Origin of the sequence: Nocardia jinanensis (genome assembly GCF_014645735.1) — a bacterium.
Lineage (GTDB): Bacteria > Actinomycetota > Actinomycetes > Mycobacteriales > Mycobacteriaceae > Nocardia > Nocardia jinanensis.
Map to the genome: position 1 here is coordinate 124299 of NZ_BMMH01000010.1, position 26147 is coordinate 150445.

The window sequence follows — 26147 nt, forward strand, 5'->3', positions numbered from 1 at the left end:
CGGGTGTGTATCTGTGGGTCTAGGAGGACTTGAACCTCCGACCTCTTCGTTATCAGCGAAGCGCTCTAACCGCCTGAGCTATAGACCCGCGGGGCTCGTAGCCGAACCGCGATAGAGATTACCCGACCGAATCCTCTACAACCAAAACAGCAGGTCAGATGGCTTAGAGCATACTCGGAAAGCGCCTACGGCCGGCACCCGCGTCGGGCGCCGGCCGTAGGCCGTGAACACCGAGATCAGTCCGGGTCGGCCAGTGTGACCTGGATTCCGCCGACCATATCGCAGCACTGGTTGTAGATGAACGTGCCGACCGTGGCCAGTGCGGTGAACAGGACGACATTGATGAGTCCGATCACCCCGGCGTAGCCGAAGACCGTACCCGCGTCGATCAGCCCCACCGACCCGCTGTCCGGGGACACCATATCGGTGAAGGTGCTGTTGAGCCGCTCCCAGACGCCCATACCCGCGAGCACCATGTACAGCAGCGCGACCGCGATCATCCACACGAAGAACATGGCCACGCTGATCACCAGCGTGATCTTCAACGTCGACCACGGATCGATCCGGCGAACCTGGACGGTGGCGCGCAACGGTTCTCCGCTGAGCACCGCCTGCGGTAGCCCGCGGGGCGCCGCGGGGGCGGACGGGGCCACCGGCGGCGGGGTGTACGGGTTGTGCTGTTGGTGCGGAAGGTGTTCCGCGGGTAGCGGATGCCGGATCTCGGAAAGATCCGGCATATCCTTCACCAGCTCCGGCCGGGCGATACTGCGGGTGGGCCCGTCCAGCCCAACGGATTTGGCCATGGCCGCTTCCTTGCGCGCCGCCTTGGCCGCCAGATCGCTGGTGGTACGGGCATTGGTGACTCCGCCCTGCAACCCCCCGCCCTGGAGCCCGCCGCCCTGGAGCCCGCCGCCCGAGCGCTGCGGCGCCCCGCCGACCGGCATATGCCCCGGCCGTGACAGGTTCGACTGCGGTTCCCGCTGCGGCAGTTGCGACCAACCCTCCTGATACCGGTTGGCCTCCGGTGCGTTGCCGCCCTGTTGATTACCCGCGCCGCCCTGCTGATCGCCCGACCCGCCACCGCCCGGCGGGCCGGAATTCCGGTCCGCCGGGACGTTGCGCGATTCGGACGTGAATTCGCCTTGCTGCTCCTGCTTCTCGGGCTGCGGACCACCGGCGGGCGATCCGCCGGACGGATTACCGCCCGACTGCCCACCGGCCTGTTCGTTGTCCACGGCCTCGCCCGGCCGCTGAGTCGGGCGCGGCGAAATCGGGGACGGGGTGACCCGCTCGGTCACACCGTTCGTCTGCTGCCGCTCGTCGCTCGGCTGTTTCGGAGTGGTCAATGGGAATCCTCGGGTCCGTTCTTTGCCGCCGATATGGGATTACTACTCGGGAGAACCGCCGCCGTCGATCTGCTCGGGCTCGTCGGCGTTACGTGCGATCGCAAGCAAGGTATCGCCCTCGCCGAGGTTCATCAATCGCACGCCCTTGGTCTGCCTACCGGCCTTGCGCACCTGCCGGGCGGCAGTACGGATAACGCCTCCATTGGAGGTGATCGCATACAGCTCGTCGTCGTCGTCGACGATCAGTGCCCCCACCAGGGTGCCACGCCGGATGTCGTACTGGATCGTCAATACGCCTTTTCCACCCCGGCCCTGGGCGGTGTACTCCTCGATAGCGGTCCGCTTGGCGTATCCGCCCGAGGTCGCGACCAGCAGATATGTCCCGTCCCGGACCACATTCAGCGACAGCAGGGCGTCTTCGGCGTTGAACCGCATGCCCTGCACACCGGACGTGGCGCGACCCATCGGGCGCAGCGCCTCGTCGGTGGCCGAGAAGCGGATCGACTGACCCTGCGCCGAGACCAGCAGCAGATCGTCCTCGGCCGAACACAGTACGGCGCCGACCAATTCGTCGTTGTCGCGCAGGTTCACCGCGACGATCCCGCCGCTGCGGTTGGAGTCGAAGTCGACCAGCCGCGATTTCTTGACCAGTCCCTTCTGCGTGGCCAGCACCAGGTAGGCGGCATCCTCGTAGGACTTGATCCGGATGACCTGGGCGATCTTCTCGTCCGGTTGGAAAGCCAGCAGATTCGCCACGTGCTGACCGCGTGCGGTGCGGTTGGCCTCCGGCAATTCATATGCCTTGGCCCGGTATACCCGGCCCTTGTTGGTGAAGAACAACAACCAGTCGTGGGTCGAGGTCACGAAGAAGTGCCGGACGATATCGTCCTGCTTCAGACCCGCACCCTGGACGCCTTTACCGCCGCGCTTCTGGCTGCGGTACAGGTCGGTCTTGGTCCGTTTGGCGTACCCGGTCTCGGTGATCGTGACGACCACATCTTCGCGGGCGATCAGATCCTCGTCGGCCACGTCGCCGTCGGCCGAGATGATCTGGGTGCGCCGATCGTCGCCGTATCGCTCGACGATCTCGGCCAGTTCGTCCTTGACGATCGCGCGCTGGCGTTCGGGCTTCTCCAGAATGTCCTTCAGATCAGCGATCTCGGCCTCGAGCTTGGCCAATTCGTCGACGATCTTCTGTCGTTCCAGCGCGGACAGCCGGCGCAACTGCATATCCAGGATCGCGGTGGACTGGGTCTCGTCGATATCGAGCAGTTGCATCAGGCCGGTACGAGCGGTCTCGGTATTGGCCGACCGGCGGATCAGCGCGATGACCTCGTCCAGCTGATCCAGCGCCTTGACCAGGCCGCGCAGGATATGGGCCCGCTCCTCCGCCTTACGCAGCAGGTAGCGGGTCCGCCGGACGATCACTTCCAGCTGATGGTTCACATACAGCCGGAGCATCTGATCCAGCCGCAGGGTGCGCGGTACGCCCTCGACGATGGAGAGCATGTTCGCGCCGAAGCTGGTCTGCAACTGGGTGTGCTTGTACAGGTTGTTCAGCACGACCTTGGCGATCGCGTCGCGTTTGACCGTGATGACGATGCGCATACCCACGCGGTCCGACGATTCGTCGTGGATATCGGCGACGCCCGCGATCCGGCCGTCCTTGACCTGTTCGGCGATCGCGTTGATGAAGTTGTCGGTGTTGACCTGGTAGGGCAGTTCGGTGATGACGATCGTGGTGCGCCCGCGGACATCCTCCTCGATCTCCACCACACCGCGCATCCGGATGGAACCGCGACCGGTGGTGTAGGCGTCGTGGATGCCCTGGGACCCGACGATCAAGCCGGAGGTCGGGAAGTCGGGACCCTTCACCCGTTCCATACAGGCGGCGAGGGTGGCTTCCTCGTCCGCCTCGTGATTGTCGAGGATCCAGTAGATGGCCGCGGCCAGCTCGTTGAGGTTGTGCGGCGGGATATTGGTCGCCATCCCGACCGCGATGCCGTTGCTGCCGTTCATCAGCATATTCGGCACCCGGCTGGGCAGGACTACCGGTTCCTGGGTCTTACCGTCGTAGTTGGGGATGAAATCGACCGTGTCGTGGTCGATTTCCCGCAGCAGCTCCATGGCCAGCGGGGTGAGCCGGCATTCGGTGTAGCGCATCGCGGCAGCGCCGTCGTTGCCCCGGCTGCCGAAGTTGCCCTGGCCGTCGACCAGCGGGTACCGCATCGCCCACGGCTGCGCCATGCGGACCAGGGTGTCGTAGATGGCCGAGTCGCCGTGCGGGTGGTAGTTGCCCATCGTATCGGCCACCGGACGCGCCGATTTCACATAGCTGCGGTCGGGCCGGTAGCCGTTGTCGTGCATCGCGTACAGGATTCGGCGGTGTACCGGTTTGAGGCCGTCGCGGACCTCGGGCAGTGCACGGCCCACGATCACACTCATCGCGTAATCGATGTAGCTGTTCTGCATCTCCTGCTGGATATCGACCGGCTCGATCCGGTCGCCCGCGCTCTCCGGCGGCAGGGTGGTGTCGGTCATGCAATCTCCTAGGTACTGACGGAATACGGCGGATCACCGCGCGCGCATGCGCAGCGAGTACAACCGCCGCCCCTATACGTCGAGGAAGCGAACGTCCTTGGCATTACGGGTGATGAAGCTGCGGCGAGCCGCGACGTCCTCGCCCATGAGGACGCTGAACAGCTCGTCCGCGGCGGCCGCGTCGTCCAACGTCACTTGACGGAGCACGCGAACCGAGGGGTCCATGGTGGTTTCCCACAGTTCCTTCGGATTCATCTCGCCGAGACCTTTGTACCGCTGGATACCGTCGTCCTTGTTGATCTTCTTCCCGGCCGCCAGCCCGGCTTCGAGCAAACCGTCGCGTTCGCGGTCGGAATAGGCGAATTCGGGGTCGACGCGATGCCACTTCAGCTTGTACAGCGGCGGCTGCGCCAGGAACACGTGCCCATGCTCGATGAGCGGTCGCATGAAGCGGAACAGCAGCGTCAGCAGCAGGGTGGAGATGTGCTGCCCGTCGACGTCGGCATCGGCCATCAGCACGATCTTGTGATACCGCAGTTTCGCGATATCGAACTCGTCGTGGATACCGGTACCGAAGGCGGTGATGATCGACTGGACCTCGGTGTTCTTGAGGACTCTGTCGATACGCGCCTTCTCGACATTGATGATCTTTCCGCGCAGCGGCAGGATCGCCTGGTACATCGAGTCGCGACCCGATTTGGCCGAACCGCCGGCGGAGTCACCCTCCACGATGTAGATCTCGGATTTGCTCGGGTCCTTGGACCGGCAGTCGGCCAGCTTGCCCGGCAGGCCGCCGATATCGGTCGCGCTCTTGCGTCGGACCAGCTCACGGGCCTTACGCGCCGCGACCCGGGCCTGCGCCGAGGACACCGCCTTGTTGACGATGGTCTTGGCATCCGCCGGATTGGCCTCGAACCAGTGCGCGAGATGCTCGTTGCAGGCACGCTGCACGAACGACTTCACCTCGGTATTGCCGAGTTTGGTCTTGGTCTGGCCCTCGAACTGGGGCTCGCTCACCTTGACGCTGACGATGGCGGCCAGACCCTCACGGATATCGTCACCGGTGAGGTTTCCGTCCTTCTCCTTGAGGAGCTTCTTCTCCTTGGCGTACCGGTTGACCACCGTGGTCAGCGCCGCCCGGAAGCCCTCTTCGTGGGTGCCGCCCTCGTGGGTGTTGATGGTGTTGGCGAAGGTGTGCACCGACTCGGAGTAACCGGAATTCCACTGCATCGCGACCTCGAGCTCGTGCCCGGGGCCCTTACCGTTGAACGAGACGACCGAGTTGTGGATCGGCTGCTTCGTCCGGTTGATGTGCCGGACGAAATCCTCGAGGCCACCCGGGTAGTGGTACGTGCGGGTCTTCACCTTCTGCTCGACCGCGGGCTTTTCGCCGTCGTCGTGCTTGGGTGCTTCCGCAGTATCGCTGACCACCTCGTCGGTGATCTCGGTTTCGCTGACCCGCTCATCGGTCAGCACGATGGTCAGGCCCTTGTTGAGGAAGGCCATTTCCTGCAGACGCCGCGAGACGGTCTCGAAGTTGTAGGTCGTGGTCTCGAAGACCGCGGAATCGGCCCAGAATCGGATGGTGGTACCCGTGGCCTTGGTGGGTTCGCCCTGGACCAACTGGCCGGGAACGGCATCCTTGTAGGTCTGGCTCCAGTGGTAGCCGTCGACCTCGATCTCGGCCTCGAGCCGGCTCGACAGCGCGTTGACCACGGAGATACCGACACCGTGCAGACCGCCGGAGACGGCGTAGGAATCGGAGTCGAACTTGCCGCCGGCGTGCAACTGGGTCATGACGACCTCGATGGTCGGGATGCCCTGGGCGTGCATCGCCACCGGGATACCGCGACCGTCGTCGACGACCTGGACGCCACCGTCGGCGAGTAGGGTGACCTCCACCTTGGTGGCATGGCCGGCCATCGCCTCGTCGACCGAGTTGTCCACGACCTCCCAGATCAGGTGGTGCAGACCGCGCTCACCTGTGGAGCCGATGTACATGCCCGGGCGCAGCCGTACCGCCTCGAGGCCTTCCAGGACCCTGATGGAGGAAGCGCCGTAGTCCTGCTTTTCCGATGTACTCGAGCCTGATGCTTTGGAGTCTTTGGCAGCCACTGGTCGGTAGCTCTCCTTACTTGCTGATCCCCGGGACGGCGGTGGGACAGCGCACGTGGGCACGAGACCGATCAGAGGGCTGCACACAACGCGCCGAGGGTATCGCCGCTGATTTACGTTTCCATCTTACTTCGCGGCTCAACTTACAGTGCACCTGCGACACCCCTGACGGCTTCCTGGATGCGAGAAATCGAACCGGCACGGGTCCCCTCGCGATCCGGCCCTTTCGAACCATCAGATCAAGCCTGAGAGTTCACCGAGGGATCGAGGCGGAAAAAGCAGCCCGCGTTCCACGTGAAACCGGGGCCTAGCCGTAGGTGTCGCGCGGCCCACGGCCACGGATATGACGTTGTCCTTTACGCCAGCTGGGCGCCGTCGGGCCGGAGATCCGCAGCGAGCGCACCACACCGGGACCCACCGCCGCGCCGATCTTCGCCAGCAGTTGCGCCTGCAACAGGCGCAACTGGGTCGCCCAGGCCGTGGACTCGGCCGCGACGCTGAGCACCCCGTTCTCGAGACTCACCGGTTTCGCGTGCGCGGCGATGTCCTCCCCGACCACACCCGACCAGTGACCGAACACCGTGCCCTCGGCGACCTTGGTGGACCACCCCCGGTTACGCGCGATCGAGTTGGCGAGCTTGGACAGCGGCTGTGGGTCGCGGTCGTCGGGACGAGCGCCGGACCAGCCGCTACGGCGGCGAGCCCCGGAACGACTGCCGCGCCGCGGCGAAGCCCGGCCCTGACCGACGGATTTCCCACTGGCCCGCGCCGCCGCCCGAGCCTCCTCCAGCGCCCGGCGGGCCAGATCGACCCCGCGCAGCTCCGGCTCGGACGGGGGCGGCGCGCCACCTGGCGTTCCGGGCTGGTCGGTCATCGCTGCTCCACTCACCGATCCGAGTTATCCCCAGGTTCGACCGGTTTTCCTCAGGCTGTGCACATCCGGGGACCGGACTGCGGCACCGCGGTAGCCGAATCGGACAGAAGACCGATTCACAGGGTAAATTCCCAGTTCAAGGTAGGTATTTCGAGTGCCGGTGCCGGTTGTCACCGAGTAGACCCGGACGGTGCCCGGGATGCGGACCGACGACCTGGTCGAACAAGTTATCCACAGGCTGTGGATAACTTGGTTTCGATACCGGACGGAGGATAACGGCCCGGTGTATCGGCTCACTCTACGAATGCCCCGGCCCGCATGCAAGGTGGCGGCGGGCGCGTGTCCGTCATCCCGGCGAATCGCCCGCGACCGCACGCGGCGGGTCACCTCCAGCGGCCGGGCGATCCGACGCGATACCGGATATCCGATGCTCCGGATCACCGGCGGTCGTCACCCGTAGGGTGTCGCCGATCAGTTCGGCAGGGACATCCTCGGGCACCGCGGCGGTGATCAGCACCTGCTCGGCGGCCGCCGCCACGATGGCCAGTGCGGTGCGGCGACGCCGGTCGAGTTCGGCGAAGACATCGTCGAGCAACAGAACCGGCTCGGTCCCGTCGGCCCGCTGTAGTTCGAAGGCCGCGAGCCGCAGCGCCAGCGCGAACGACCAGGACTCCCCATGACTGGCGAACCCCTTGGCCGGTGTTTCGCCGAGCATGAGTTCCAGCTCGTCGCGATGCGGACCGACCAGGCAGATGCCACGTTCCAGCTCCTTGGAGCGCGCTGCCGCGAGTTCCCGCAGCAGGATCTCCTCGAGCAGCGCGGGGTCGTCCGTCTCGGGCGAACGGGCGGGATCGAGCAGTTCGGCCGGTAGGGCGCCGCTGCGGTAGCCGATGGCGGCCGGGCGGGATTCGGGCGCGAGAGCCGCGTACGCCCCGGCCAGATGGGGATGCAGTTCATGAACCAGGCGTAGCCGTTCGGCGAGCAGTACCGAGGCATGACCGGCCAGGTGGCCGTCCCAGACGTCCAGCGTGCCGAGATCCGCGCGCGAGGACCGGCCCGCGGTCTTCAACAGGGCGGATCGCTGACGCAGGACCCGGTCGTAGTCGGCGCGCACACCGGCGAGACCGGGTCGGCGCGCGGTGCACAGCTCGTCCAGGAAACGACGGCGCTCCCCCGGATCACCCCGGACCAGCGCCAGGTCCTCGGGCGCGAACAACGCGGTGTGCAGGATCCCGAGGATCTCACGCGGCCGGCGCACCGGTGACCGGTTGATCTGTGCCCGATTGGCGACGCCGCGATTGATTTCCACGTCGATACGCAGTTCCCGGCCCAGGTGCACCACGTTCGCGCCGGCCCGGGCGCGTTCGGCGCCGGACCGGATGAGCGGTGCATCGGCGGAAACCCGATGCGACCCGAGTGTGGACAGGTAGCCCAGGGCTTCGAGCAGGTTGGTCTTGCCGTTACCGTTCGCCCCCAGGAAAACCGTAGGGCCTGTGGATAACTCGATCTCAGCGTGCTCCCAGGATCGGAAATCACGCAAGGTCAGAGCACGGATATGCACCTGTTCACACCATCCGGGAAATGACAGCCCAGTTATCCACAGCTGTGGATAACTGGGTACGGCGCAGGTCGGGACGGTGGTTTGCGGAAGTATCGCTACCGACTGCCGTTCGCACAGTACAGGGACACCCGCAGTACCGGGCGGATGCGCGCCGGTTCGTCGCTACCGAACCCACGCCCGCTCAGCCCGGGAGCCGGACCGGCATCAACAGGTAGATGTAATCGCTCTCCAGCGCCGGGTATGCCCCGGAATCGAGCGGCTCCGGCTCCTCCGCACGGGCGGGCAGCAGCACAGCCGGGCGACTGGGGGTGGTGAATCCGAAGGTGACCCGCTCCGAGCGCAGTGCCGACAGCCCGTCGATGAGGTATCCCGGGTTGAAGGCGATGGTCAGCGGTTCGCCCCGGAAATCGGCAGTAAGCCATTCCTCGGCCCGGCCGGCCTCGTCACCGCCCGCCGACAACAGCAGTCCTTCGCCGGAGAATTCCAGCCGCACCTGGGCGCCACGCTCGGCCACCAGCGCGACACGCTTGATCGCCTCGGTGAGCGAGGCCACCGCCAATGTCGCGAGCGAAGTGTGCTCCTTGGGCAGCAACTGGCGGAACTTCGGGAACTCGGCATCGAGCAGACGCGTCGTGGTCCGCCGGCCACCGTTGACGATGCCCAGCAGCCCGTCGGCGCCCGCGCCGGACCCCAGCGACAATTGCACCGGCTGATCGGACGCACCCAGCGTCTTGGCGGCTTCGGACAGGGTTCGGGCGGGAATGAGCACCGCGGTCTCGATATCGGTACGAGCGGGCTGCCACTGGATATGCCGCACCGCGAGGCGGAACCGGTCGGTGGCCGCGAGGACGACCTGCGGTCCCTCGATCTCGACCCGGATACCGGTCAGCATGGGCAGCGTATCGTCGCGTCCCGCCGCGACGGCCACCTGACCGACCGCTTCGCCGAACACCTCGACCGCCAGTTTTCCGCTCGACTGGGGTACCTCGGGCAGTTGGGGATAGTCCTCCACCGGCATCGTCGGCAGCGAGAACTTCGCACTACCGCACTGGATCAGTACGCGAGTGCCGTCCACGGAGACATCCACCGGCTTGTTGGACAGCGCCTTGGTGATATCGGCCAGCAGTTTGCCGGAGACCAGGACACGGCCGGGACCGGCGACCTCCGCGGCGACCCGCATCTGTGCGGAGACCTCGTAGTCGAACCCGGAGACGGTCAACCCGTCCTCGTCCGCGACCAGCAGGACTCCGCCGAGTACCGGGACCGGCGGGCGAGACGGCAGACTGCGCGCCACCCAGGCGACCGACTCCGCGAAATCCTCACGCGCGACCCGAAACTTCATGCCTGCAAGGTCCATCGCCCGAGGTGTCCTCTCCCGTTCAGTGTGGATCGACTGCTGTACTGCCCCCGTATATCCCCGCTGTGCCGACTCCGCCACCGGCGCGGGGCGCGGCGGTCGATGCGGCGGCCGAGGATCCGGACCGCCCCAGGAGTCTGGCACGAGCGGCCGACATCAGACCGTACCCCGTTTCGAGCGACCGGGTCGGCTGCCCCTCCGAGTGGAGGATACGTCCTCCGGGGGTGTGCGGGCCAGGCCGGGCGTAGGGAGCACGGCGTATCGGCTCGACCTGCGCCGATGGGCTGTGCACAGCTGTGGATGAACAGCGAACTCCCCCGCCGCGCGGCTCTGTCCACATTCGTCCCCGTTTGTGGTGTGGACAACTTCCGCACCCGGTTCCGGTACCCACCTCTCCTTACCCGTGTCGCACTCGGTGATCGAGAGGACTCCGTGCCGACCGCTCAGCGACCGGGACCGCGCACAAGGACGACCGCGCACAAGGACAGAGCGCCTATCCCGACCGAGCCCGCTGTCTGCGCTACGGATCCTGCGTGCGGGAGCGGCGGAGCCGGTGGATCCGCGATCCGTGGTTCGAGCGCGGACAGGGGTACCCGGCAAGCGTCTCGGTGTGTCGGCTACCGGACCGGCGGTGCGCTCGGTGCAGAGGTGGCGAACGGTTCGCGAAGGTGACATCGATACCCCGCGAAGCTGCTTCGCCGTTGTCCAGGTCTCGTTTCGAGGTTCGTGCGGTCGGACGAGCCGATCGAGACTTGTCCACACAGCCTATTTTCAAGAGGAATTATCTAGATGAAGAACAGGAGTAGTAATAGGCCCTGTGGAAACTGTGGATTTCCCCTGTTCTTCCAGTTCACACCGCGTGTCCGGCTGTGGATGGCTCGAGGATAACTCGAGGATGAATTCGCGGTGGCTGTGGACAGATTTTGTTGTCCACACTGTGTCCACAGCTGGTCCCCAACTTGGTCCCCAGATTCCGGGCACTTGTGCACACTGTGCATGGATCCGTGGATAACCTGTGGATTCCTCGAGGATTCCACAGGGATTCAACAGGTTGTCCCCAACCCTCTGACCGGATCGTGGCTGTTCAGTGGTTGTGGACGAATCAGCCTGTGGAAACTGGGGATAAACAGCATGTGGACAAGTTGCCCCCAGCAGGCTGCTGATCCTGTGGATGCACCAGTGGACAACCTGGGGAATCCACAGGTGTGTATAGCGTGAAACACCAGTTCAGAGCCCCCGCAGCCTGTTAGCGACACACCTGTGGATGGTTCCGACACACCGATGCCGGACAGATCGGGGTTCTGCCTCGGGGAAACCGAGGTAATTCGTCCGCTCGGCGAACCGGATTGCGCCGGTGGCACTTTGCTGTTTCCGGTGGTGGGCCGGGACGGGGCGATGCGGAGTGGGCGCGGTGCAGCCGCAGACAGTTCGGGTGTCGACCACAGGCGATCTACCCGCCGCCGGTGGACCGCGCACCTGCCTTCGATAAGCGGGCGCTCGGCCACGCAGGCACCCGCACGGACGTTGCCGCATCCTCTGGCCCGGTTGAATGCGATGGAACTGCTCCGTTTTCGAGCCGCGTGCTCCGTTTCCACGGGTCTGCCTGTTCACAGCCGGTCGTTGCTTCCCGCGTCGCGCTCGCCGAACCGGATGCGGTACGGGGGATACGGTCGGCCATCCGCCCCCGAACGTATCCGGACGCCGTTGTCCCCGCGTTCAACTCAGCGAGATCGGGCTGAACGGGCCGACCGGGGCCGCGTGAGAAGCGGTGGAAGCGCGCTCAGGCGACGCGGGTGGCGATACCCGGGTAGCTCAGGACGAGGCCCGAACCGTCGTAGACCAACCGGCAGGCGAAATCGAATGCGGGCGCGGTGTAGTCGTAGCACTGGTGACTACTGTCGTCGGTGGCGCGCCGGTATAGCTGTTCCAGTCGTTCGATCGCCAGGTCGGTCGCGCGGACATAGACCGCGGGGGCCGCGGCGGTCATACCGACGGACAGCGAGAGCCGGTGTACGGGCAGTGTGTTGGTCAACGCCGAGGATTCCAGGTCCACATCGAGGCAGCCGTCCAGATGCGGTGCTGCCGAGCCGTCGATCATCCAGTGCCCGGCGCCGTCGGCCTCCAGTCGTACCGACCGCCGTCCGGCTGCCGAACATGCGGTCACGCGCGCCGCCCGCGTGGCCCAGTTCGGATCGATCGTGATGTCGTACTGCACGAACCAGGCCTGTCCGTGCTCGACGGCGGTGGTACAGCCGTCCATCCGGTGGCCGCCGCCATCGTGCCGCAGGTGAGCCACCTCGAAGCCCGACCGCGCCTCCCGGTGCGCCCAGGCCGCGGTCGCCGGGAGCTCGGTGAACGACATGGTTGTCCTGCCTCTCCCGAACCGTCGACTGCTCGGCGGGTCAGCCCCGGTCCGCTCCCGAGGGTCGACTGCGTGTCCACATCGGGACCCCGGCTGTATCGGCCGCCCGGCCGCGTATCACCGCCGCCCCGATCGAACAGATTGCCGACGCAGACCGGGCCGAAGTCATCGCCTCGGTCGATGCTCTGCGCGAACCCGATGCCGGGACCGTCTGCCCGAGAAGGTCACCGGGAGCGCTGTTTGATCCGGGCGGTGAGTTCCTGAACCTGGTCGTACACCCGGCGACGCTCCGACATCTCCTTGCGGACCTTCTTCTCCGCGTACATGACCGTCGTATGGTCACGACCGAACGCCTGCCCGATTTTGGGTAGCGACAGATCGGTGAGTTCGCGGCACAGATACATCGCGATCTGCCTGGCCTGGGCGAGCGGCCGGGCCTTACCCGGGCCGGTGAGCTCATCCATCGAGGTGTTGAAGTACTCCGAAGTGACACCCATGATCGTGGACGCGGTGATCTCCACATCCTGCGATTCGGGCATGAGATCGCGCAGCACGACTTCGGCCACCGATTGATCCAGCGGCTGCCCGTTCAACGACGCGAAAGCGGTGACCCGGATCAGTGCGCCCTCGAGTTCGCGGATATTGCGTTCGACCCGGCTGGCGATCAGCTCCAGTACATCGTGCGGCACGTCGAGCCGATCCATTCGCGCCTTCTTGCGCAGAATGGCGATCCGCGTCTCCAGTTCGGGCGGCTGCACATCGGTGATCAGGCCCCACTCGAAGCGAGTACGCAGCCGTTCCTCCAGCGTGGCCAGCTGTTTGGGCGGGCGATCCGAGGACACCACGATCTGCTTGTTCGCGTTGTGCAGGGTGTTGAAGGTATGGAAGAACTCTTCCTGGATACCTTCTTTGCCCTCGATGAACTGGATATCGTCGACCAGCAGGATATCGGTCTCCCGGTAGCGGCGTTTGAACGCCACCTTGCGGTCGTCACGCAGACTGTTGATGAAGTCGTTGGTGAATTCTTCGGTAGAGACGTATTTGACCCGCATCCCCGGGAAGAGACGCTGGGCGTAGTGGCCGGCGGCATGCAGCAGATGAGTTTTGCCCAGGCCCGAGGCACCCCATACGAACAGCGGGTTGTAGGCCCGGGCCGGGGCCTCGGCGATAGCGACCGCCGCCGCGTGGGCGAACCGGTTGGACGCGCCGATGACGAATGTTTCGAAGGTGTACTTCGCGTTCAGGCTCGCCGCGGGCCTGGCCGTATCACCGGAGTCCGACGATTTCGCGAAGAAGGTCGGCCAGGAATCCCGGACGTTCACCACCTTCTCGTCCTCGAGGTGGACGTCGGGCTCGGGCTCGACCCCCGAATCGCGGACGCTCTCGCGCAGACTGTTGCGATCGGTATCGCGGATCCCGTCCCGTGCGGCGATATCGCCGGGGGCGAGGTCGGGCGCGAACAGGGTGTCCTGCGCGGGCCGGCCGGCGCGCCGCGGCGGCACGATCGGATCGAGTTCGGAGGCGGAGTCCCGAAGCGGGGGCGCACCACGCTCATGGCTGTTGGCTGCCGGGTCGGCGATATCGCCGCGGCTGCCCCCATAGGAATCCAGGTACTCCGCCGGCGGATACTCCCGGTCCCGCTCGTAGCCGTTGTCCCGCGGATAGTCCGTGGCCGGCGCGTACTCGCGCGGGTAGGGCCGTGCGGCGGGATAAGGCTCCCGCCTCGGGTCCTCGGCCTCGTGGGGATGCGCGGGTTCGGTCGGGAAGTCCCCCCCGTGTGGCAGCTCGGGCAGGGTCGACCGGCGTACCGGCTCGCCCCCGATCGGGTCGGTGGTGCGTGGGAGCGCCGGATTGAGAGGCAACTCACCGGTGAGCGGCAGTTCGGCTTCGTGCGAGAAGCCACGCCGCGCATAACGCGGCTCACCGGGCGCTTCCGGAGTGCGCGGGAATCCGGGCTGCGGCGGATATCCGCGGCCGGGGACCTCGCCGCCGTCGGAATTGCGCACGCCGTCGACGGGCCACGCGGGCCCGCTGGGCCCGGTTGCGGGATAGGCGACGGGCGCCGGCCCGGATCGACCGGTGCCGAACTGTTCGGACCGGGGGATGACCGGTTCCGGCCTGCTGGTCATCCGGGCGTGCCGGGCGGGCCCGTTGTCGGTACCGGTGGGCAATGGTGCGGCTATCCGGACTCCGAGGCCCTCCACCTGCGGCCCGAGCCGCCGGGCGAGTGACCGGAGGATGGGTTCGCGCAGGTCACGTTCGATGGCTTCCTGGGCGAGCGAGGACGGAACCGAGAGCAGCGCGAAACCCTGAACAACCATCAACGGTTTGACCAGTTTGAGCCAGGCCTGCTGAGCTCGGGTCACCGCGCCGATGGCACCGTCGGGCGAACCGGTGGTCAACTCCGCGACCACCTCCGGCCACACGGTGGCCAGTACGTTCTGCTCGTCGTCCATCCAGTGTCCTCCCCGGGAGTCGGTTGCTCGGCGCAGACGTCCGGGGCTCGCGGTGCGTCTACTGTACTGGTTCGTCCCAGTGACACCGCGTACGTCCGCACCACCGATCAGCCGTACCCCGTGGATACGGCGCCCCGGAGACGCTGCTCGGAATCCCCGTTCTCCCGGCTGCGGCGTGGCACCTTCGGCCCTACGAATATGTCATCCACAGGGTATTTCCACACAATTATCCACAGGTGGGGACAATCTCAGCGGACCGCCGACCGCAGTCCGCGCTGTGCGCGGGTCGGCGGGTGGTGCCTGGGTCTGCACCCCTGTGCGCCACCACGATCGCACGGTGACGATCCCCGCCGCGAAGCGGGTACCGGGGTCGCGCGGATCGCCACAACGGGGGCGAGTTTGACCCGGTATAACTGGGTAAGTACCCTCGTACAGTCACCCCCCGGCGTGGTGACAGTTCTGTGCTGACCGTTCGCCAGAACCGCGGCGCCGGGTAGACATCGCCAGAATCACCGAAAAGCTTCGGGTGCCGCAGGGCGCCCACCAATTCGAGGAGTGTTCACCGTGGCCAAGGGCAAGCGGACGTTCCAGCCGAACAACCGTCGTCGGGCGCGGGTCCACGGTTTCCGTCTCCGGATGCGGACCCGTGCGGGCCGCGCCATCGTTTCCGCGCGTCGCCGTAAGGGCCGCGGCACCCTCACCGCCTGATTCCCCGTCGAATTCGGTGTCCGATGCCGGGTCCGCCGAACCCCGTGACCCACGCCGCCGGTAGCTGCGCCGCAGCGGCGGCTTCGACGAGCCCCGGGTGTCCGGGTGCTTCCTGAGCCGCACCGGCTACACGATCGTGCCGATTTCTCCCGAACGGTACGGCGCGGCCGGCGAGTGGGAAAAGGTGATCTGGTCGTCCATGTTCTGGTCGGCCAGGTGGATCCGGCAGCGCCTGACGCGCCGGTTCGTTTCGGTGGTCCGCGTTTCGGGCTGATCGTCAGCAAGGCGGTGGGCAATGCGGTCGTACGGCACCGCGTGGCCCGCCGCCTGCGTCATATCTGTGCAGAACTGACCGCCGACATCCCCGCCGAGGTGGATATCGTGATCCGCGCACTTCCCGGCGCCGCCACGGCCGACAGTGGTGAGCTGCGCCGGCAACTGGTGAGCGGGCTGCGCAAGCTCGGTGCCCTATCGGCCGTGACGGTAGCCGGCCGGGGTATTTCGCGATGAACGCCCTGAGCGTGTGCACAGCCACCGTTCGCCGGTGGCCCGCGAATATTCTGATCTTTCTGATCGAGCTGTACCGGACCTATGTCTCCCCCACCCGTATGCCGGTGTGCCGGTTCACGCCGACCTGCAGTGAATACGCGGTCACCGCGCTACGCACCCGTGGGCTGGTGTTCGGACTCGGACTGACGGCCGTGCGTCTGGCCAAATGCGCCCCCTGGCACCCTGGTGGATGGGATCCCGTGCCGGAGCGGCGGCGCAGCGTCAGCCACGACGATCCGCGGACCGAAGCTTGTAAGGGATCACCGCATGCGGTGATCGGTGACACTACCGACGGGAGTGCATAGAGCCGTGCTCGATTTCATTTATTATCCGGTGTCCTGGATCCTCTGGTTCTGGCACCGGGTCTTCGGCTTCGCCTTCGGGGCGGACAACGGCCTGTCTTGGGCGTTGGCCGTCGTTTTCCTCGTCTTCACGCTGCGTCTGGTGCTCTACCGGCCGTTCGTGAGGCAGGTGCGTACCACCAAGCAGATGCAGGAACTGCAGCCACAGATCAAAGAGTTGCAGAAGAAGTACAAAAACGACCGCCAGAAAATGGCGACGGAGATGCAGAAGCTCCAGAAGGACCACGGCTTCAACCCGCTCATGGGCTGCCTGCCGATCCTGGCCCAGGTCCCGGTGTTCCTCGGTCTGTTCCATGTGCTGCGGTCGTTCAACCGGACCGGCCACGGGTTCGGTCAAATCGGTATGGACCCCTACACCAACGCACACACCCCGAACTACGTCTTCAACGCAGACGATGTGCAGTCGTTCCTGAGCGCACGTATCTTCGGTGCCCCGATATCGGCATTCATCACCGCGCCGGCCGACGAACTGCTGGCCTTCGCCGACTACGGCGGTATCCCGAGCAAGGTGAGCATTGCCGCGGTCGCCATTCCGCTGATGGTCATTGCCGCCATCGCCACTCACTTCAATGCGCGGGCGTCGGTCGCCCGGCAGAGCGCCGAGGCCGCGGCCAATCCTCAGGCCGCGTTGATGAACAAGCTGGCGCTGTGGGTGTTCCCGTTCGGTGTGCTCGTCGGTGGTCCGTTCCTCCCGATCGCCATCCTGCTCTACTGGGTCTCCAACAACATCTGGACCTACGGTCAGCAGCACCTCGTCTTCGGTCGGATGGCCAAGGAAGAGGAAGCCAAGCGAGCGGCCAAAGCGGAGAAGCAGGCTCAGAACGCGCCGAAACCCGGAGCCAAACCCGTCGACACCAAGAAGAAGGCTGTGCAGGCGGACAGTGAGTCGGACTCCGGTTCGGTGGAGACCGGCGCTGCGGAGACCAACGGTTCGACACCGGCGAAGCCGGCGGCCAAGGCGGGTGGAAAGCAGCAGTCGGGCCAGCGGCGGTCGAGTGGCCAGAAGCGACCGGGCAACCGCGGCCGCGCCAATCAGAAGCGCCGACGCTGAACCACTCCCCAGACCCCTTGTGATCGTGACTCCGGCCGGGGCGGCCGAAGTCCGGCGAGCAGAAAAAGGAAATATATGACTCTCGAGACCGAAGGTGGGGACGCCACCGTATCCACGACTGTCGTGGAGGCCGAGTCCGATGATGCGGTGATCGACGCCGAAGAGGCGCTCATCGAAGAGGGTGAGATCGCCGCCGACTACCTTGAGCAGCTCCTCGATGTACTCGATTTCGACGGTGATATCGATCTCGACGTCGAGGGTGACCGCGCGGTGGTGAGCATCGACGGCGGCAAGGATCTGACGAAGCTGGTCGGCCACAGCGGCGAGGTGCTCGACGCGCTCCAGGAGCTCACCCGCCTGGCGGTCCAGCAGTCGACCGGTATTCGCAGTCGCCTCATGTTGGATGTGGCGGGCTGGCGCGCCAAGCGCCGGGAGGATCTGAGTGCCCTCGGCGCCGCGGCCGCGCAGCGCGTCCTGCAGACGGGTGCGCCCGAAGAGCTCGCTCCGATGACCCCGTTCGAGCGCAAAATCGTGCACGACGCCGTCGCCTCGATCGACGGTGTCGCGAGCGAGAGCGAGGGTGTCGAGCCGAATCGCCGGGTGGTCGTCGTACCGGAATGAGGTTGCGGGCCCGAGCAGTAGTCGGGTGCAGAGCGACCGGAGGAGGCCCGGGTCCACGGACCCGGGCCTCCTCCGTATCCGGTGGCCGGACATCGTCGTCGCGCCGCGGCTACGGTTGTAGGTCGGTAGCGGATGATTCCATGCAGACAATTCGCCACGACCATATAGAAGGGTGTTTCACGTGAAACCTGATCTCGGCGATACGGAGGCCGGACCACCGGAATCGCTGCCACCGGCCGAAGCGGAGATGGTATTCGGTGAGCGGTTGGAGTTGGCACGTGAGTACTGGACGGCCCTCGCCACAGCAGGCGTCGAGCGTGGACTGATCGGGCCCCGGGAAGTTCCGCGACTCTGGGATCGGCACATCCTCAACTGCGCGGTCGTCGGTGAACTGATCGGCGAGGGCGCATCGGTGGTCGATATCGGTAGCGGCGCCGGACTGCCCGGGATACCGCTCGCACTGGCCCGCCCGGATCTCCGCATAGTCCTCGTCGAACCTCTCTTGCGCCGGACCGTCTTCTTGAAAGAGTTCATCGACGCGGCCGGTCTCACGATCACGGTGGTTCGCGGCCGAGCCGAACAACCCGGCGTCATCCAAGAGGCCGGCGGCGCGGATGTTGTCACCTCCCGGGCGGTCGCTCCCCTGGCGCGCCTGGCCGAGTGGTCGATCCCCCTGCTCCGCGACCATGGACATATGCTCGCCCTCAAGGGCTCGAGTGTTGCCGAGGAGTTGGAGCGTGATCGCGCAGCGGTGGAGCGAGTCGGCGCCGGTAATTTCTCCGTACTGGAATGTGGGGCCGGAATAGTCACCACACCCACCGTGGTCCTGTCGGCGGAACGGCTGCGGCGCTCTGAGCGTGCGCCGAAGAAATCCGCCAGGCGCGCGGCGCGTGCGGAGCGCCGGGTCGGTCGGCCGTAGAGAGAAGTCCGTCCATCCGTGCTCGGTCCGGCGGTGAATGTTTCACGGGAAACATTCACTTGCCGCCGACTGCGGGATGAACGATCATCCGTCCCGGAGTCCCGGAGTCCCGGAGTCCCGGAGTCCCGGAGTCCCGGAGTCCCGGAGTCCCGGAGTCCCGGAGTCCCGGAGTCCCGGAGTCCCGGAGTCCCGGAGTCCCGGAGTCCCGGAGTCCCGGAGTCCCGGCTGGGGCCCGTGGAGGACGGTCGGGTCGGGGTTGGGCCGATCCTGCGGATTCCTCCCCCGGCGGTCTCCCCCGGTGCCGTGGTGTTCTCGCGGCTTACCCTGCGGATTCCGCACCGATGGGTATCGAGGTTCCGTGCCCAGGGCCGAGCGGGGCTGCTCGATCGGTCCTCACGACCACGACGGTTACCGTCGGTGACCCCACCCGAGCTGGCAGGTGAAGTGCTGCGCCTGCGTCAGGCCGAGCGTCTCGGCCCGGCAGCGCTCGCGCTGCGCACCGGAGTCAGTGCGTCCACCGCCTCACGCCTGATCGCCCGTGCGGGTCTGCCTCGCTTGTTCGAGCTCGACCCGGTCACCGGTGTCGTGATCCGCGCATCACGGCGCACACAGTTGCGCTATGAACACCCTCGCCCCGGCGACCTGCTCCATATCGACGTCAAGAAGCTCGGGCGTATCCCTGAGGGCGGCGGCTGGCGCCTCGATGGCTACGACACGATCAACCACCGTACCGACAGGCGGGTGCGGATCGGGTTCGACTACGTCCACGTCGCCGTCGATGACCACTCCCGGCTTGCGTTCGCCCAGATCTTGCCCGACGAGAAAGGCGGGACCTGCGCAGCGTTCCTGAACGCCGCCGCCTTGTTCTTCGCCGGTCACGGTGTCGAGGTTCGTCGCGTGATGACCGATAACGCACTGAACTATCGACGCTCCCGAGAGTTCCAGTCCACGCTCTCGGCTCTGAACGCGAAACACATCAGGACCAAACCGCATTGCCCCTGGCGGAACGGCAAAGCCGAACGGTCAACCGGACACTGCAGGAGAACTGGGCCTACCGTCACCCGTTCACCTCCAACCAGGCCCGCCACGACGCACTCGCCCCATGGCTGGAGCACTACAACTACGCTCGCCCACACACCGCCTGCGGCGGCCGCCCCCGATCACCCGACTGACACCAACGTCATGACCGAGTACAGCCGCCGGAGTCCCGGCTATCGAAGCGAAAAGGCTGCGCACCCCGTCTTCGATGCGCCCATGGCTGTCTGCCGGGTGCGGAAGCATGGATCCGCTGAGCGCATCGCGCGGACCAGGTCTGCGCCGCGGCGGCTCGATGGCCGGAGCTCGATGGCCGGAGATTCAGGGCGGCCGGTTTCGGGAAGCGTTCGTCGTGCATCAGCCGGTACTGCGGTCGTGGATGTACTGGCGACGTAGGTCCGCTCGGGCTACCGGGCGCGCCTGTCACCGGACTTCAACGCCCCGATCCTGAGAATCTCTCGAACGGGCGGTGCGCCGACAATCTTCGGCAGGCAGGGTGTGTGAGCCTCTTCGTGCGAGACGGGGCAGCGCCGCCGGAGTTTGCGCGCCGGCCGTGCGTATCGACGGAACACTCCCGCGCGGGTAGCGCAATGCCGATATCGGCCGGGATCCGCGCTGGTCGCGCTCATCGCGCCCGGCGGAACGGCCGATGCGAGCGAAGGTGGCCGGATCGGACTCGGTCAGAGGGGCGCAGCCGCACGGATCAGTCGGAGGTCGTCGTGGACGAAACGGTCGGCGTTGCATCGGCTCCCCCGGCACGTTTGGCGTAGTCCGCTCTGGCGATCAGCTCCAGCACGTCGCGTGGCACATCGAGACGATCCATTCGCGCTTCTTCCCCGGTGCGGTGGTCCTGTGAGTCCCTGGTGTGGTTTGAGCTGTCGGCCCGGCGCGGCCGGCGAAGTCGGCCCCCGGTGCACTCTGTTCCGTTGCCGCCTTTGGGTGCGGCCGACGCGGGATCGGGGCTCCCTGGTGTTGCCGCCGGGATCCAGAAGTCGATGCGATCCGCGGTGAGGCCGCTGATGCGGTGGACGCGCTGGCGTTGATGGGCGGATGTGGGGCGGCCTGCGCGGGCGAGTCGTGAAATGGCGCTGCCGGTCGAGGCTACGTGGGTGTTTGCTCCCCACGCTTTTCGACTCTGTTGATGTCGTGGGCGCCGTCGACGTCCACTTGCCCGGTGTCACCCCGCCTACCTCCCGGAACGTCACTGTGACAACTGGGCTCGTAACCCGGGGTCCATGTGTAGCGTGATGGCCAGCGCGCTGACCGCCGAGGCTGGTCATTCATCGGTCTCTGCTCCTACTCCGCAAGCCGGAAATCGGCGACTCCAGACGGGATATCACGGTTCTCCGTGAAACTCATCGGGACAATGGCGAGAGGCGGTAGCGATCGTTTCGGCTCAGCCGGGTTATGGTGCGCATCCAGAGGTGGTGGCGTCATTTCTGCCCCGCGCCGACGAAGCCGCGGTGTGTACCCACTGGCCTCTTCGTGAGCCGCGCATCGATGTTTCACGGGAAACATCGATGCGCGGATCGGTTGCGACCCCACGATTTGGGTCCGAATCCGGAAAAATTGTGCGTGTCATGGGCGCGTCGCCGCGATTCAGCTTTCTTATCACGCCTGCGGCTGGCAAGCTGTTGAGCGTCGGGCGTGAGCGTCGGTGCCACGTAAGGAATCTTGGTGTTGCGACGGCAAAGCTCCGCTCGGTCGACTGGCGGCTGAGTGTCAGCGTCGGAGGAGGTAGCTTCGCATGATCACGCATGTTGCGAAGCCGTCCGGTCCGTTCGCAGACGCCGAGGTCGCCGTGGAGCGTGATTCGACTCAGTACAGCTTGTTTCGACGACACGGCGCCGACGTCCGTCACGCCACGTGATCTTGCAGTTCTCGCGTTAGGAGCGGTCTATGTCGAGCGGTTCAGCGAATGTTTCACGGGAAACATCACGCGTACCGGGAATGCTGGACGGCAGCAATATCGGCCCGGAAGCCTTCGGGAGTACGCCGTATGGGCATATCTCCCCTACCGAAACCCCGATCGCTGCCGAAGCGCACCGCGCGAGCCAGCTAATGCACCCAGGAAAGGTGACAGTGCCGAAACCGCATGAGCAACGCATCATCACCGTGGCCAACCAGAAGGGCGGAGTGGGTAAGACCACGACGACGGTGAATCTAGCCGCAGCTCTGGCGCACCAAGGGATGAAGGTGCTCGTGATCGATCTGGATCCGCAGGGTAACGCCAGTACTGCTCTCGGGGTCGAGCATCATTCCGGTGTCCCGTCCACTTACGAACTACTGATCGGCGAGATCAAGGTTCAGGATGCGATCCAGCAGAGCCCGCACAGCGATAACCTGCTCTGCATTCCGGCGACAATCGATCTGGCCGGTGCGGAGATCGAACTGGTCTCGATGGTGGCCCGGGAGGCACGGCTCAAAGGAGCTATCCAGGAAGCCAATATCGCGGGCTACGGCATCGATTACGTCCTGATCGACTGCCCACCCTCGCTCGGTCTGCTCACCATCAATGCGATGGTTGCTGCACGTGAAGTCCTGATTCCTATCCAGTGCGAGTACTACGCCCTCGAAGGCGTGGGGCAGTTGATCCGGAATATCGGTCTTGTGCAGTCGCATCTCAACCCCGAACTCCATGTGTCGACTGTGGTGCTCACCATGTACGACGGCCGCACCAAGCTGGCGGACCAGGTCGCCGAAGAGGTTCGCAGTCACTTCGGCGATGTCGTACTGCGTTCGGTGATCCCCCGCAGTGTGAAAGTCTCCGAGGCCCCCGGATATGGGATGACGGTCCTCGATTATGATCCGGGCTCCCGTGGTGCCTTGAGTTATCTGGATGCCGGGCGGGAGATGGCTGCACGCGGTGCGGTGAAGAAAGTCGCGTCAGCAGACGGCGCGGAGTGAATGACGCGAAGTGAATGGATCGGGTGTGTGATCGGTCGTGGTTGTGGACGCGGGCAAGGGAAAGGGTAGGCCGGTGAGTCAGTCGAAAAAGGGTGGACTGGGACGCGGTCTTGCGGCATTGATCCCGACGGGACCGGCGCCGGTCGCAGCGGGATTGGGCACCGAGGCGGCCAATGCGGTGATAGGTCTGGATCCTGGGCCTCGCCCCGCGTCCACCTATCTGCATCAGGTGCCGGAGCCGGTGGAAGTGCTGGACCTGGCACCGGCGGGTGACGCGGTGTATCGAGAGATCGCGCCGGACAAGATCGAGCCGAATCCGAAGCAGCCGCGCCAGTATTTCGACGACGAGGCACTGGCCGAACTGGTGCACTCGGTCCGTGAGTTCGGGTTGATGCAACCGATCGTGGTCCGCGAGCTGGAGCCCGGTGCCGGCCGCTATCAGTTGATCATGGGTGAGCGTCGCTGGCGGGCTTGTCAGAAGGCCGGGCTGGAGATGATTCCGGCCATCGTCCGGGAGACCAATGACGATGCCATGCTCCGGGACGCACTGCTGGAGAATATTCATCGCGTCCAGCTGAACCCCCTCGAAGAAGCGGCGGCTTATCAGCAGCTGCTGGAGGAGTTCGGCGTCACTCAGGAAGAGCTTGCGACCCGGCTGGGCCGGTCCCGGCCGGTGGTGACCAATATGATCCGGCTGCTGAAACTGCCGATTCCGGTGCAGCGCCGGGTCGCGGCAGGGGTGCTCTCCGCCGGGCATGCGCGGGCGCTGCTCGGTCTGGAAGGTGGAGCGGACGGGCAGGAAGTGCTGGCTGCTCGAATCGTCGCCGAGGGGCTTTCGGTGCGCTCCACCGAAGAAGCGGTGAAGCTGGCGAACCGCGAACAGGAACCGCTCAAACCGCCGGCACCGAAGCGGCCGCCCATCCACTCTCCCGGTCTACAAGATGTTGCCGATCGATTGTCCACGTCGTTCGATACTCGAGTTTCGGTGAGTCTCGGTAAGCGGAAGGGCAAGATTGTGGTCGAGTTCGGATCGGTGGACGATCTGGAACGGATCGTCGATCTGATGATGCAATCCGCACTCGAGAATTGAAAATTTGCCGCGTCGACCACGCGAACTCTCCCCCGGAGATGAAACGTCACTGTGACATGAACGGAATCGGGGCGTCGAGCGTGACGGCGGACATCAATCGAAGATCATGGTGACGCGAAATGAGGCGGGTTCGCTTGATCGCATATTCTGGCTGTCGAGAAAACTATGATGCGGCGTGAGTGTAGACGAATCGGATAGCTGGAGGCTGAGCAGAGCGGTGTCGACCAGCGTCACGGGACTAACCCTGGAGAGCATCAGCCGGCTACCGGCGCATGCCCGCCGCTGTGTGTTCTGGGAAATGGATCCCGCGGTGGCCGCGGACTCCTGTGGGTTCAGCGATCCGGTATTCGAGAAAGAAGCCTGGATCTCCACGGTCATGCTCGAGTGGGGGTCGTGTGGCCAACTCGCGACAGTCGACGACAAAACCGTCGGGTGCGCTCTGTACGCACCACCGCGGGTCGTCCCCAGGTCGGGCCTGTTCCCTACCTCGCCGGTGAGCCCCGACGCGATACTGCTCACCACACTCGGCACGGAGTACCCCGACCTGGATGGAGATATCGCCTACCGTCTGGTGCAGGGGGTGGTCACCGATCTGATCCGGCGAGGCGTCCGGGCCCTCGAAGCATTCGGTATCCGGGGGGCCCCATCGAGTACAGCCCTCTCCGACCGACCCACCGGGACCATGCGCCTGATGGAACGGATCGGCGCGCCCGACCGCGGAGCGCGACGGTCAAGTCTGGAATGCAGTCCGCAGAACTGCATGATCGAATCCGATTTCCTGGAGGAAGTCGGATTCGAGGTGGTGGCACCGCATCATCGCTTCCCGCGGCTGCGGCTCGAACTCGACTCCGACCACGGCTGGAAGGAAGACGTCGAGCACGCTCTCGATCAGCTGCTCGCCGCCGCGTCCATGACCGTGCCGACCCGGGTGCTCACCCTGTAGAAGCCGCGCGGCTGAGGAATTCGCTATCCGCTGTCGGCGGCGGCGAGTTCCTCGGCCAGTAGTTCGGCGAAAGTGTATGTACCGGTGGGTTGGTCGTCCTGTCCGAGCAGGTAGAGGCGTTTCACCGAGATCAGTATGGCTTCGGCGATGACATCGCGCATGCGCGGGCTGGCCAGTACCGACGCATCGTATTGGTTGGTCACGTAGCCGAGATCGACCTGAACGGTCGGCATCTTGGTCAGTCGCAGCAGGTCCCAGGTACGTGGATGGGTGCGGCAGTCCTGCAGGGAGGTCCGGGCCACCACCTCGCGCTGGATGAACCCGGCCAGCACCTGCCCGATCATGGAGACCGAGCCGTGTGAATTACCGAAATAGAACCCGGCTACGCCGTTGGCCATGGGACTCGAGTTGGATGCACACCGCAGCGAGATCATCAGATCGGCATCGAAGGCGTTGGAGGTTTCCGCGCGTTCCACATCTGTCGGATTGCTCCCCCATGGGCGGGACAGGAACGTCTCCATCCCGGTAGCGGCCATCCGGCCTTCCAGCCGGCTGGCCAGATCCCACAGGACTTCCGATTCGTACACGTCGCCGAACTCGGTGGGTACGGAGCGGCCGCGATCCTCTCCCCCCAGACCCGGGTCGATAACGATGCGTTTACCGGTGAGCTGTGGACCCGCCCGGTGCACCACTTCCTCCTCCGCGATCCGGTGCGGATTGCCGCCGGTGACCCGGGCGCCGAGCAGCTCCAGCGAGCGCAGGGTGTCCGGACCGCAGATACCGTCGGCCGACAAGCCGATCTCGCGCTGGAACGAGGTGAGACCCTCGTGGGTATGCGGACCGAAGAAACCGTCCACCCGGTGCACGTAGAAACCGAGGTCCTGCAGCCGGCGTTGCAATGTCGCGACATCGTCACCGTAGAGCGGTGCGGAGAGTTGGTAGATGAGGGTTCGGGCACCCAGGCGGTACGACGCTTCTTTCAACGCCCGGTAGGTGGCCGGACCGACAGTACCGTCGACCAGCAACCCGCGGTGCTGCTGGAACGCACGCACCGCGGAGTCGAGCTGATAATCGAAGGTGGCTTCGGTGTCTTTCCAGTATTCGCCCGCGCTATCGGTGTCCACGCCGTTGTGCGCGTGCAGGAACCCCAGACTTGCCAGGGTGCTCCGAACCTCTGCTACGGCTGGACCGGTGTCGCCGTGACGAAGTCGGTGCATGCGTGAGGGCCCTTCCTTCCGTCAATCCCGGGTACCCACTCATGCGACGGCCTACACCCTCGCACGACGGAGCGTGGTCGATTCTGTCAGACCCGGACCGGAATTCGACAATCTTGGTCAGGGCATAATACGG

19 protein-coding genes and 1 tRNA gene are annotated in these 26147 nt (G+C 65.5%); 10 read left to right on the forward strand and 10 right to left on the reverse strand.

Annotation, left to right across the window (positions count from 1 at the left end; genetic code table 11):
* Window positions 1-14: 14 nt before the first annotated feature.
* The 9 genes from IEY68_RS22620 to dnaA all read right to left on the reverse strand — a co-directional run bounded on the left by IEY68_RS22620 (window position 15) and on the right by dnaA (window position 14612).
* A tRNA-Ile gene (locus IEY68_RS22620) sits at window positions 15-88 on the reverse strand.
* Between the two features lie 148 nt (window positions 89-236).
* Window positions 237-1346 carry a DUF3566 domain-containing protein gene (locus IEY68_RS22625; RefSeq protein WP_058854852.1) on the reverse strand — a complete coding sequence of 370 codons (1110 nt, stop codon included), beginning with the start codon at window positions 1344-1346 and terminating at the stop codon, window positions 237-239.
* A gap of 42 nt (window positions 1347-1388) precedes the next feature.
* Window positions 1389-3887 carry a DNA gyrase subunit A gene (gyrA, locus tag IEY68_RS22630; protein WP_058854853.1) on the reverse strand — a complete coding sequence of 833 codons (2499 nt, stop codon included), beginning with the start codon at window positions 3885-3887 and terminating at the stop codon, window positions 1389-1391.
* A gap of 72 nt (window positions 3888-3959) precedes the next feature.
* The gene (gyrB, locus tag IEY68_RS22635) at window positions 3960-6002 is read right to left on the reverse strand and encodes a DNA topoisomerase (ATP-hydrolyzing) subunit B (protein ID WP_058854854.1); all 2043 of its coding nucleotides are present in this window, start codon (window positions 6000-6002) and stop codon (window positions 3960-3962) included.
* A gap of 307 nt (window positions 6003-6309) precedes the next feature.
* Complete coding sequence (locus tag IEY68_RS22640; protein ID WP_058854855.1) at window positions 6310-6876, reverse strand: DUF721 family protein; 567 nt, start codon at window positions 6874-6876, stop codon at window positions 6310-6312.
* Between the two features lie 346 nt (window positions 6877-7222).
* Window positions 7223-8437: a DNA replication/repair protein RecF gene (gene recF / locus IEY68_RS22645; protein ID WP_058854856.1), complete on the reverse strand. Its 1215-nt coding sequence runs from the start codon at window positions 8435-8437 to the stop codon at window positions 7223-7225.
* Window positions 8438-8618: 181 nt separating this feature from the next.
* Window positions 8619-9794: a DNA polymerase III subunit beta gene (dnaN, locus tag IEY68_RS22650; RefSeq protein ID WP_058854857.1), complete on the reverse strand. Its 1176-nt coding sequence runs from the start codon at window positions 9792-9794 to the stop codon at window positions 8619-8621.
* A 1780-nt stretch (window positions 9795-11574) separates the two neighbouring features.
* Window positions 11575-12156, reverse strand: a complete 582-nt coding sequence (locus IEY68_RS22655) for a putative glycolipid-binding domain-containing protein (protein ID WP_058854858.1) — start codon at window positions 12154-12156, stop codon at window positions 11575-11577.
* Between the two features lie 224 nt (window positions 12157-12380).
* Window positions 12381-14612 carry a chromosomal replication initiator protein DnaA gene (gene dnaA, locus IEY68_RS22660; protein ID WP_058854859.1) on the reverse strand — a complete coding sequence of 744 codons (2232 nt, stop codon included), beginning with the start codon at window positions 14610-14612 and terminating at the stop codon, window positions 12381-12383.
* A gap of 564 nt (window positions 14613-15176) precedes the next feature.
* Here dnaA and rpmH point away from each other — a divergent pair.
* The 10 genes from rpmH to IEY68_RS22710 all read left to right on the forward strand — a co-directional run bounded on the left by rpmH (window position 15177) and on the right by IEY68_RS22710 (window position 24797).
* Window positions 15177-15320, forward strand: coding sequence for a 50S ribosomal protein L34 (gene rpmH, locus IEY68_RS22665; protein WP_058854877.1), 144 nt, complete (start codon window positions 15177-15179; stop codon window positions 15318-15320).
* 105 nt (window positions 15321-15425) lie between these two features.
* Window positions 15426-15830: a ribonuclease P protein component gene (gene rnpA, locus IEY68_RS22670; protein ID WP_058854860.1), complete on the forward strand. Its 405-nt coding sequence runs from the start codon at window positions 15426-15428 to the stop codon at window positions 15828-15830.
* The gene (gene yidD, locus IEY68_RS22675) at window positions 15827-16174 is read left to right on the forward strand and encodes a membrane protein insertion efficiency factor YidD (RefSeq protein WP_058854861.1); all 348 of its coding nucleotides are present in this window, start codon (window positions 15827-15829) and stop codon (window positions 16172-16174) included. The genes rnpA and yidD overlap by 4 nt, the downstream gene beginning before the upstream one ends.
* Before the next feature lie 4 nt (window positions 16175-16178).
* Window positions 16179-17282 carry a membrane protein insertase YidC gene (gene yidC, locus IEY68_RS22680; RefSeq protein ID WP_058854862.1) on the forward strand — a complete coding sequence of 368 codons (1104 nt, stop codon included), beginning with the start codon at window positions 16179-16181 and terminating at the stop codon, window positions 17280-17282.
* A 75-nt stretch (window positions 17283-17357) separates the two neighbouring features.
* Window positions 17358-17903 carry a Jag family protein gene (locus tag IEY68_RS22685; RefSeq protein WP_058854863.1) on the forward strand — a complete coding sequence of 182 codons (546 nt, stop codon included), beginning with the start codon at window positions 17358-17360 and terminating at the stop codon, window positions 17901-17903.
* 172 nt (window positions 17904-18075) lie between these two features.
* Window positions 18076-18822, forward strand: coding sequence for a 16S rRNA (guanine(527)-N(7))-methyltransferase RsmG (gene rsmG, locus IEY68_RS22690; RefSeq protein WP_189094447.1), 747 nt, complete (start codon window positions 18076-18078; stop codon window positions 18820-18822).
* 306 nt (window positions 18823-19128) lie between these two features.
* Window positions 19129-20253 (forward strand): DDE-type integrase/transposase/recombinase, encoded by a 1125-nt coding sequence (locus IEY68_RS37345; RefSeq protein ID WP_189094448.1) that lies wholly within the window; start codon window positions 19129-19131, stop codon window positions 20251-20253.
* A gap of 1554 nt (window positions 20254-21807) precedes the next feature.
* On the forward strand, window positions 21808-22764 hold the full coding sequence (locus IEY68_RS22700; protein WP_189094449.1) for a ParA family protein: 957 nt from the start codon (window positions 21808-21810) through the stop codon (window positions 22762-22764).
* 73 nt (window positions 22765-22837) lie between these two features.
* Entirely contained in the window at window positions 22838-23854 is a 1017-nt protein-coding gene (locus tag IEY68_RS22705; protein ID WP_062999109.1) for a ParB/RepB/Spo0J family partition protein, read from the forward strand.
* Between the two features lie 217 nt (window positions 23855-24071).
* Window positions 24072-24797, forward strand: coding sequence for a hypothetical protein (locus IEY68_RS22710; RefSeq protein WP_062999101.1), 726 nt, complete (start codon window positions 24072-24074; stop codon window positions 24795-24797).
* 23 nt (window positions 24798-24820) lie between these two features.
* Here the strand turns inward: IEY68_RS22710 and IEY68_RS22715 are convergent, their stop codons facing one another.
* Entirely contained in the window at window positions 24821-26014 is a 1194-nt protein-coding gene (locus IEY68_RS22715) for an N-acetylmuramoyl-L-alanine amidase (protein WP_062999099.1), read from the reverse strand.
* Between the last annotated feature and the right edge of the window lie 133 nt (window positions 26015-26147).

What these genes read in the sequence shown, in the direction of transcription:
- gyrA (WP_058854853.1), bottom strand. Translation starts at nt 3,887, where the DNA reads ATGACCGACACCACCCTGCCGCCGGAGAGCGCGGGCGACCGGATCGAG.
- IEY68_RS22640 (WP_058854855.1), bottom strand. Translation starts at nt 6,876, where the DNA reads ATGACCGACCAGCCCGGAACGCCAGGTGGCGCGCCGCCCCCGTCCGAG.
- dnaN (WP_058854857.1), bottom strand. Translation starts at nt 9,794, where the DNA reads ATGGACCTTGCAGGCATGAAGTTTCGGGTCGCGCGTGAGGATTTCGCG.
- IEY68_RS22655 (WP_058854858.1), bottom strand. Translation starts at nt 12,156, where the DNA reads ATGTCGTTCACCGAGCTCCCGGCGACCGCGGCCTGGGCGCACCGGGAG.
- dnaA (WP_058854859.1), bottom strand. Translation starts at nt 14,612, where the DNA reads ATGGACGACGAGCAGAACGTACTGGCCACCGTGTGGCCGGAGGTGGTC.
- yidD (WP_058854861.1), top strand. Translation starts at nt 15,827, where the DNA reads ATGAACGCCCTGAGCGTGTGCACAGCCACCGTTCGCCGGTGGCCCGCG.
- IEY68_RS22685 (WP_058854863.1), top strand. Translation starts at nt 17,358, where the DNA reads ATGACTCTCGAGACCGAAGGTGGGGACGCCACCGTATCCACGACTGTC.
- IEY68_RS22700 (WP_189094449.1), top strand. Translation starts at nt 21,808, where the DNA reads ATGCTGGACGGCAGCAATATCGGCCCGGAAGCCTTCGGGAGTACGCCG.
- IEY68_RS22715 (WP_062999099.1), bottom strand. Translation starts at nt 26,014, where the DNA reads ATGCACCGACTTCGTCACGGCGACACCGGTCCAGCCGTAGCAGAGGTT.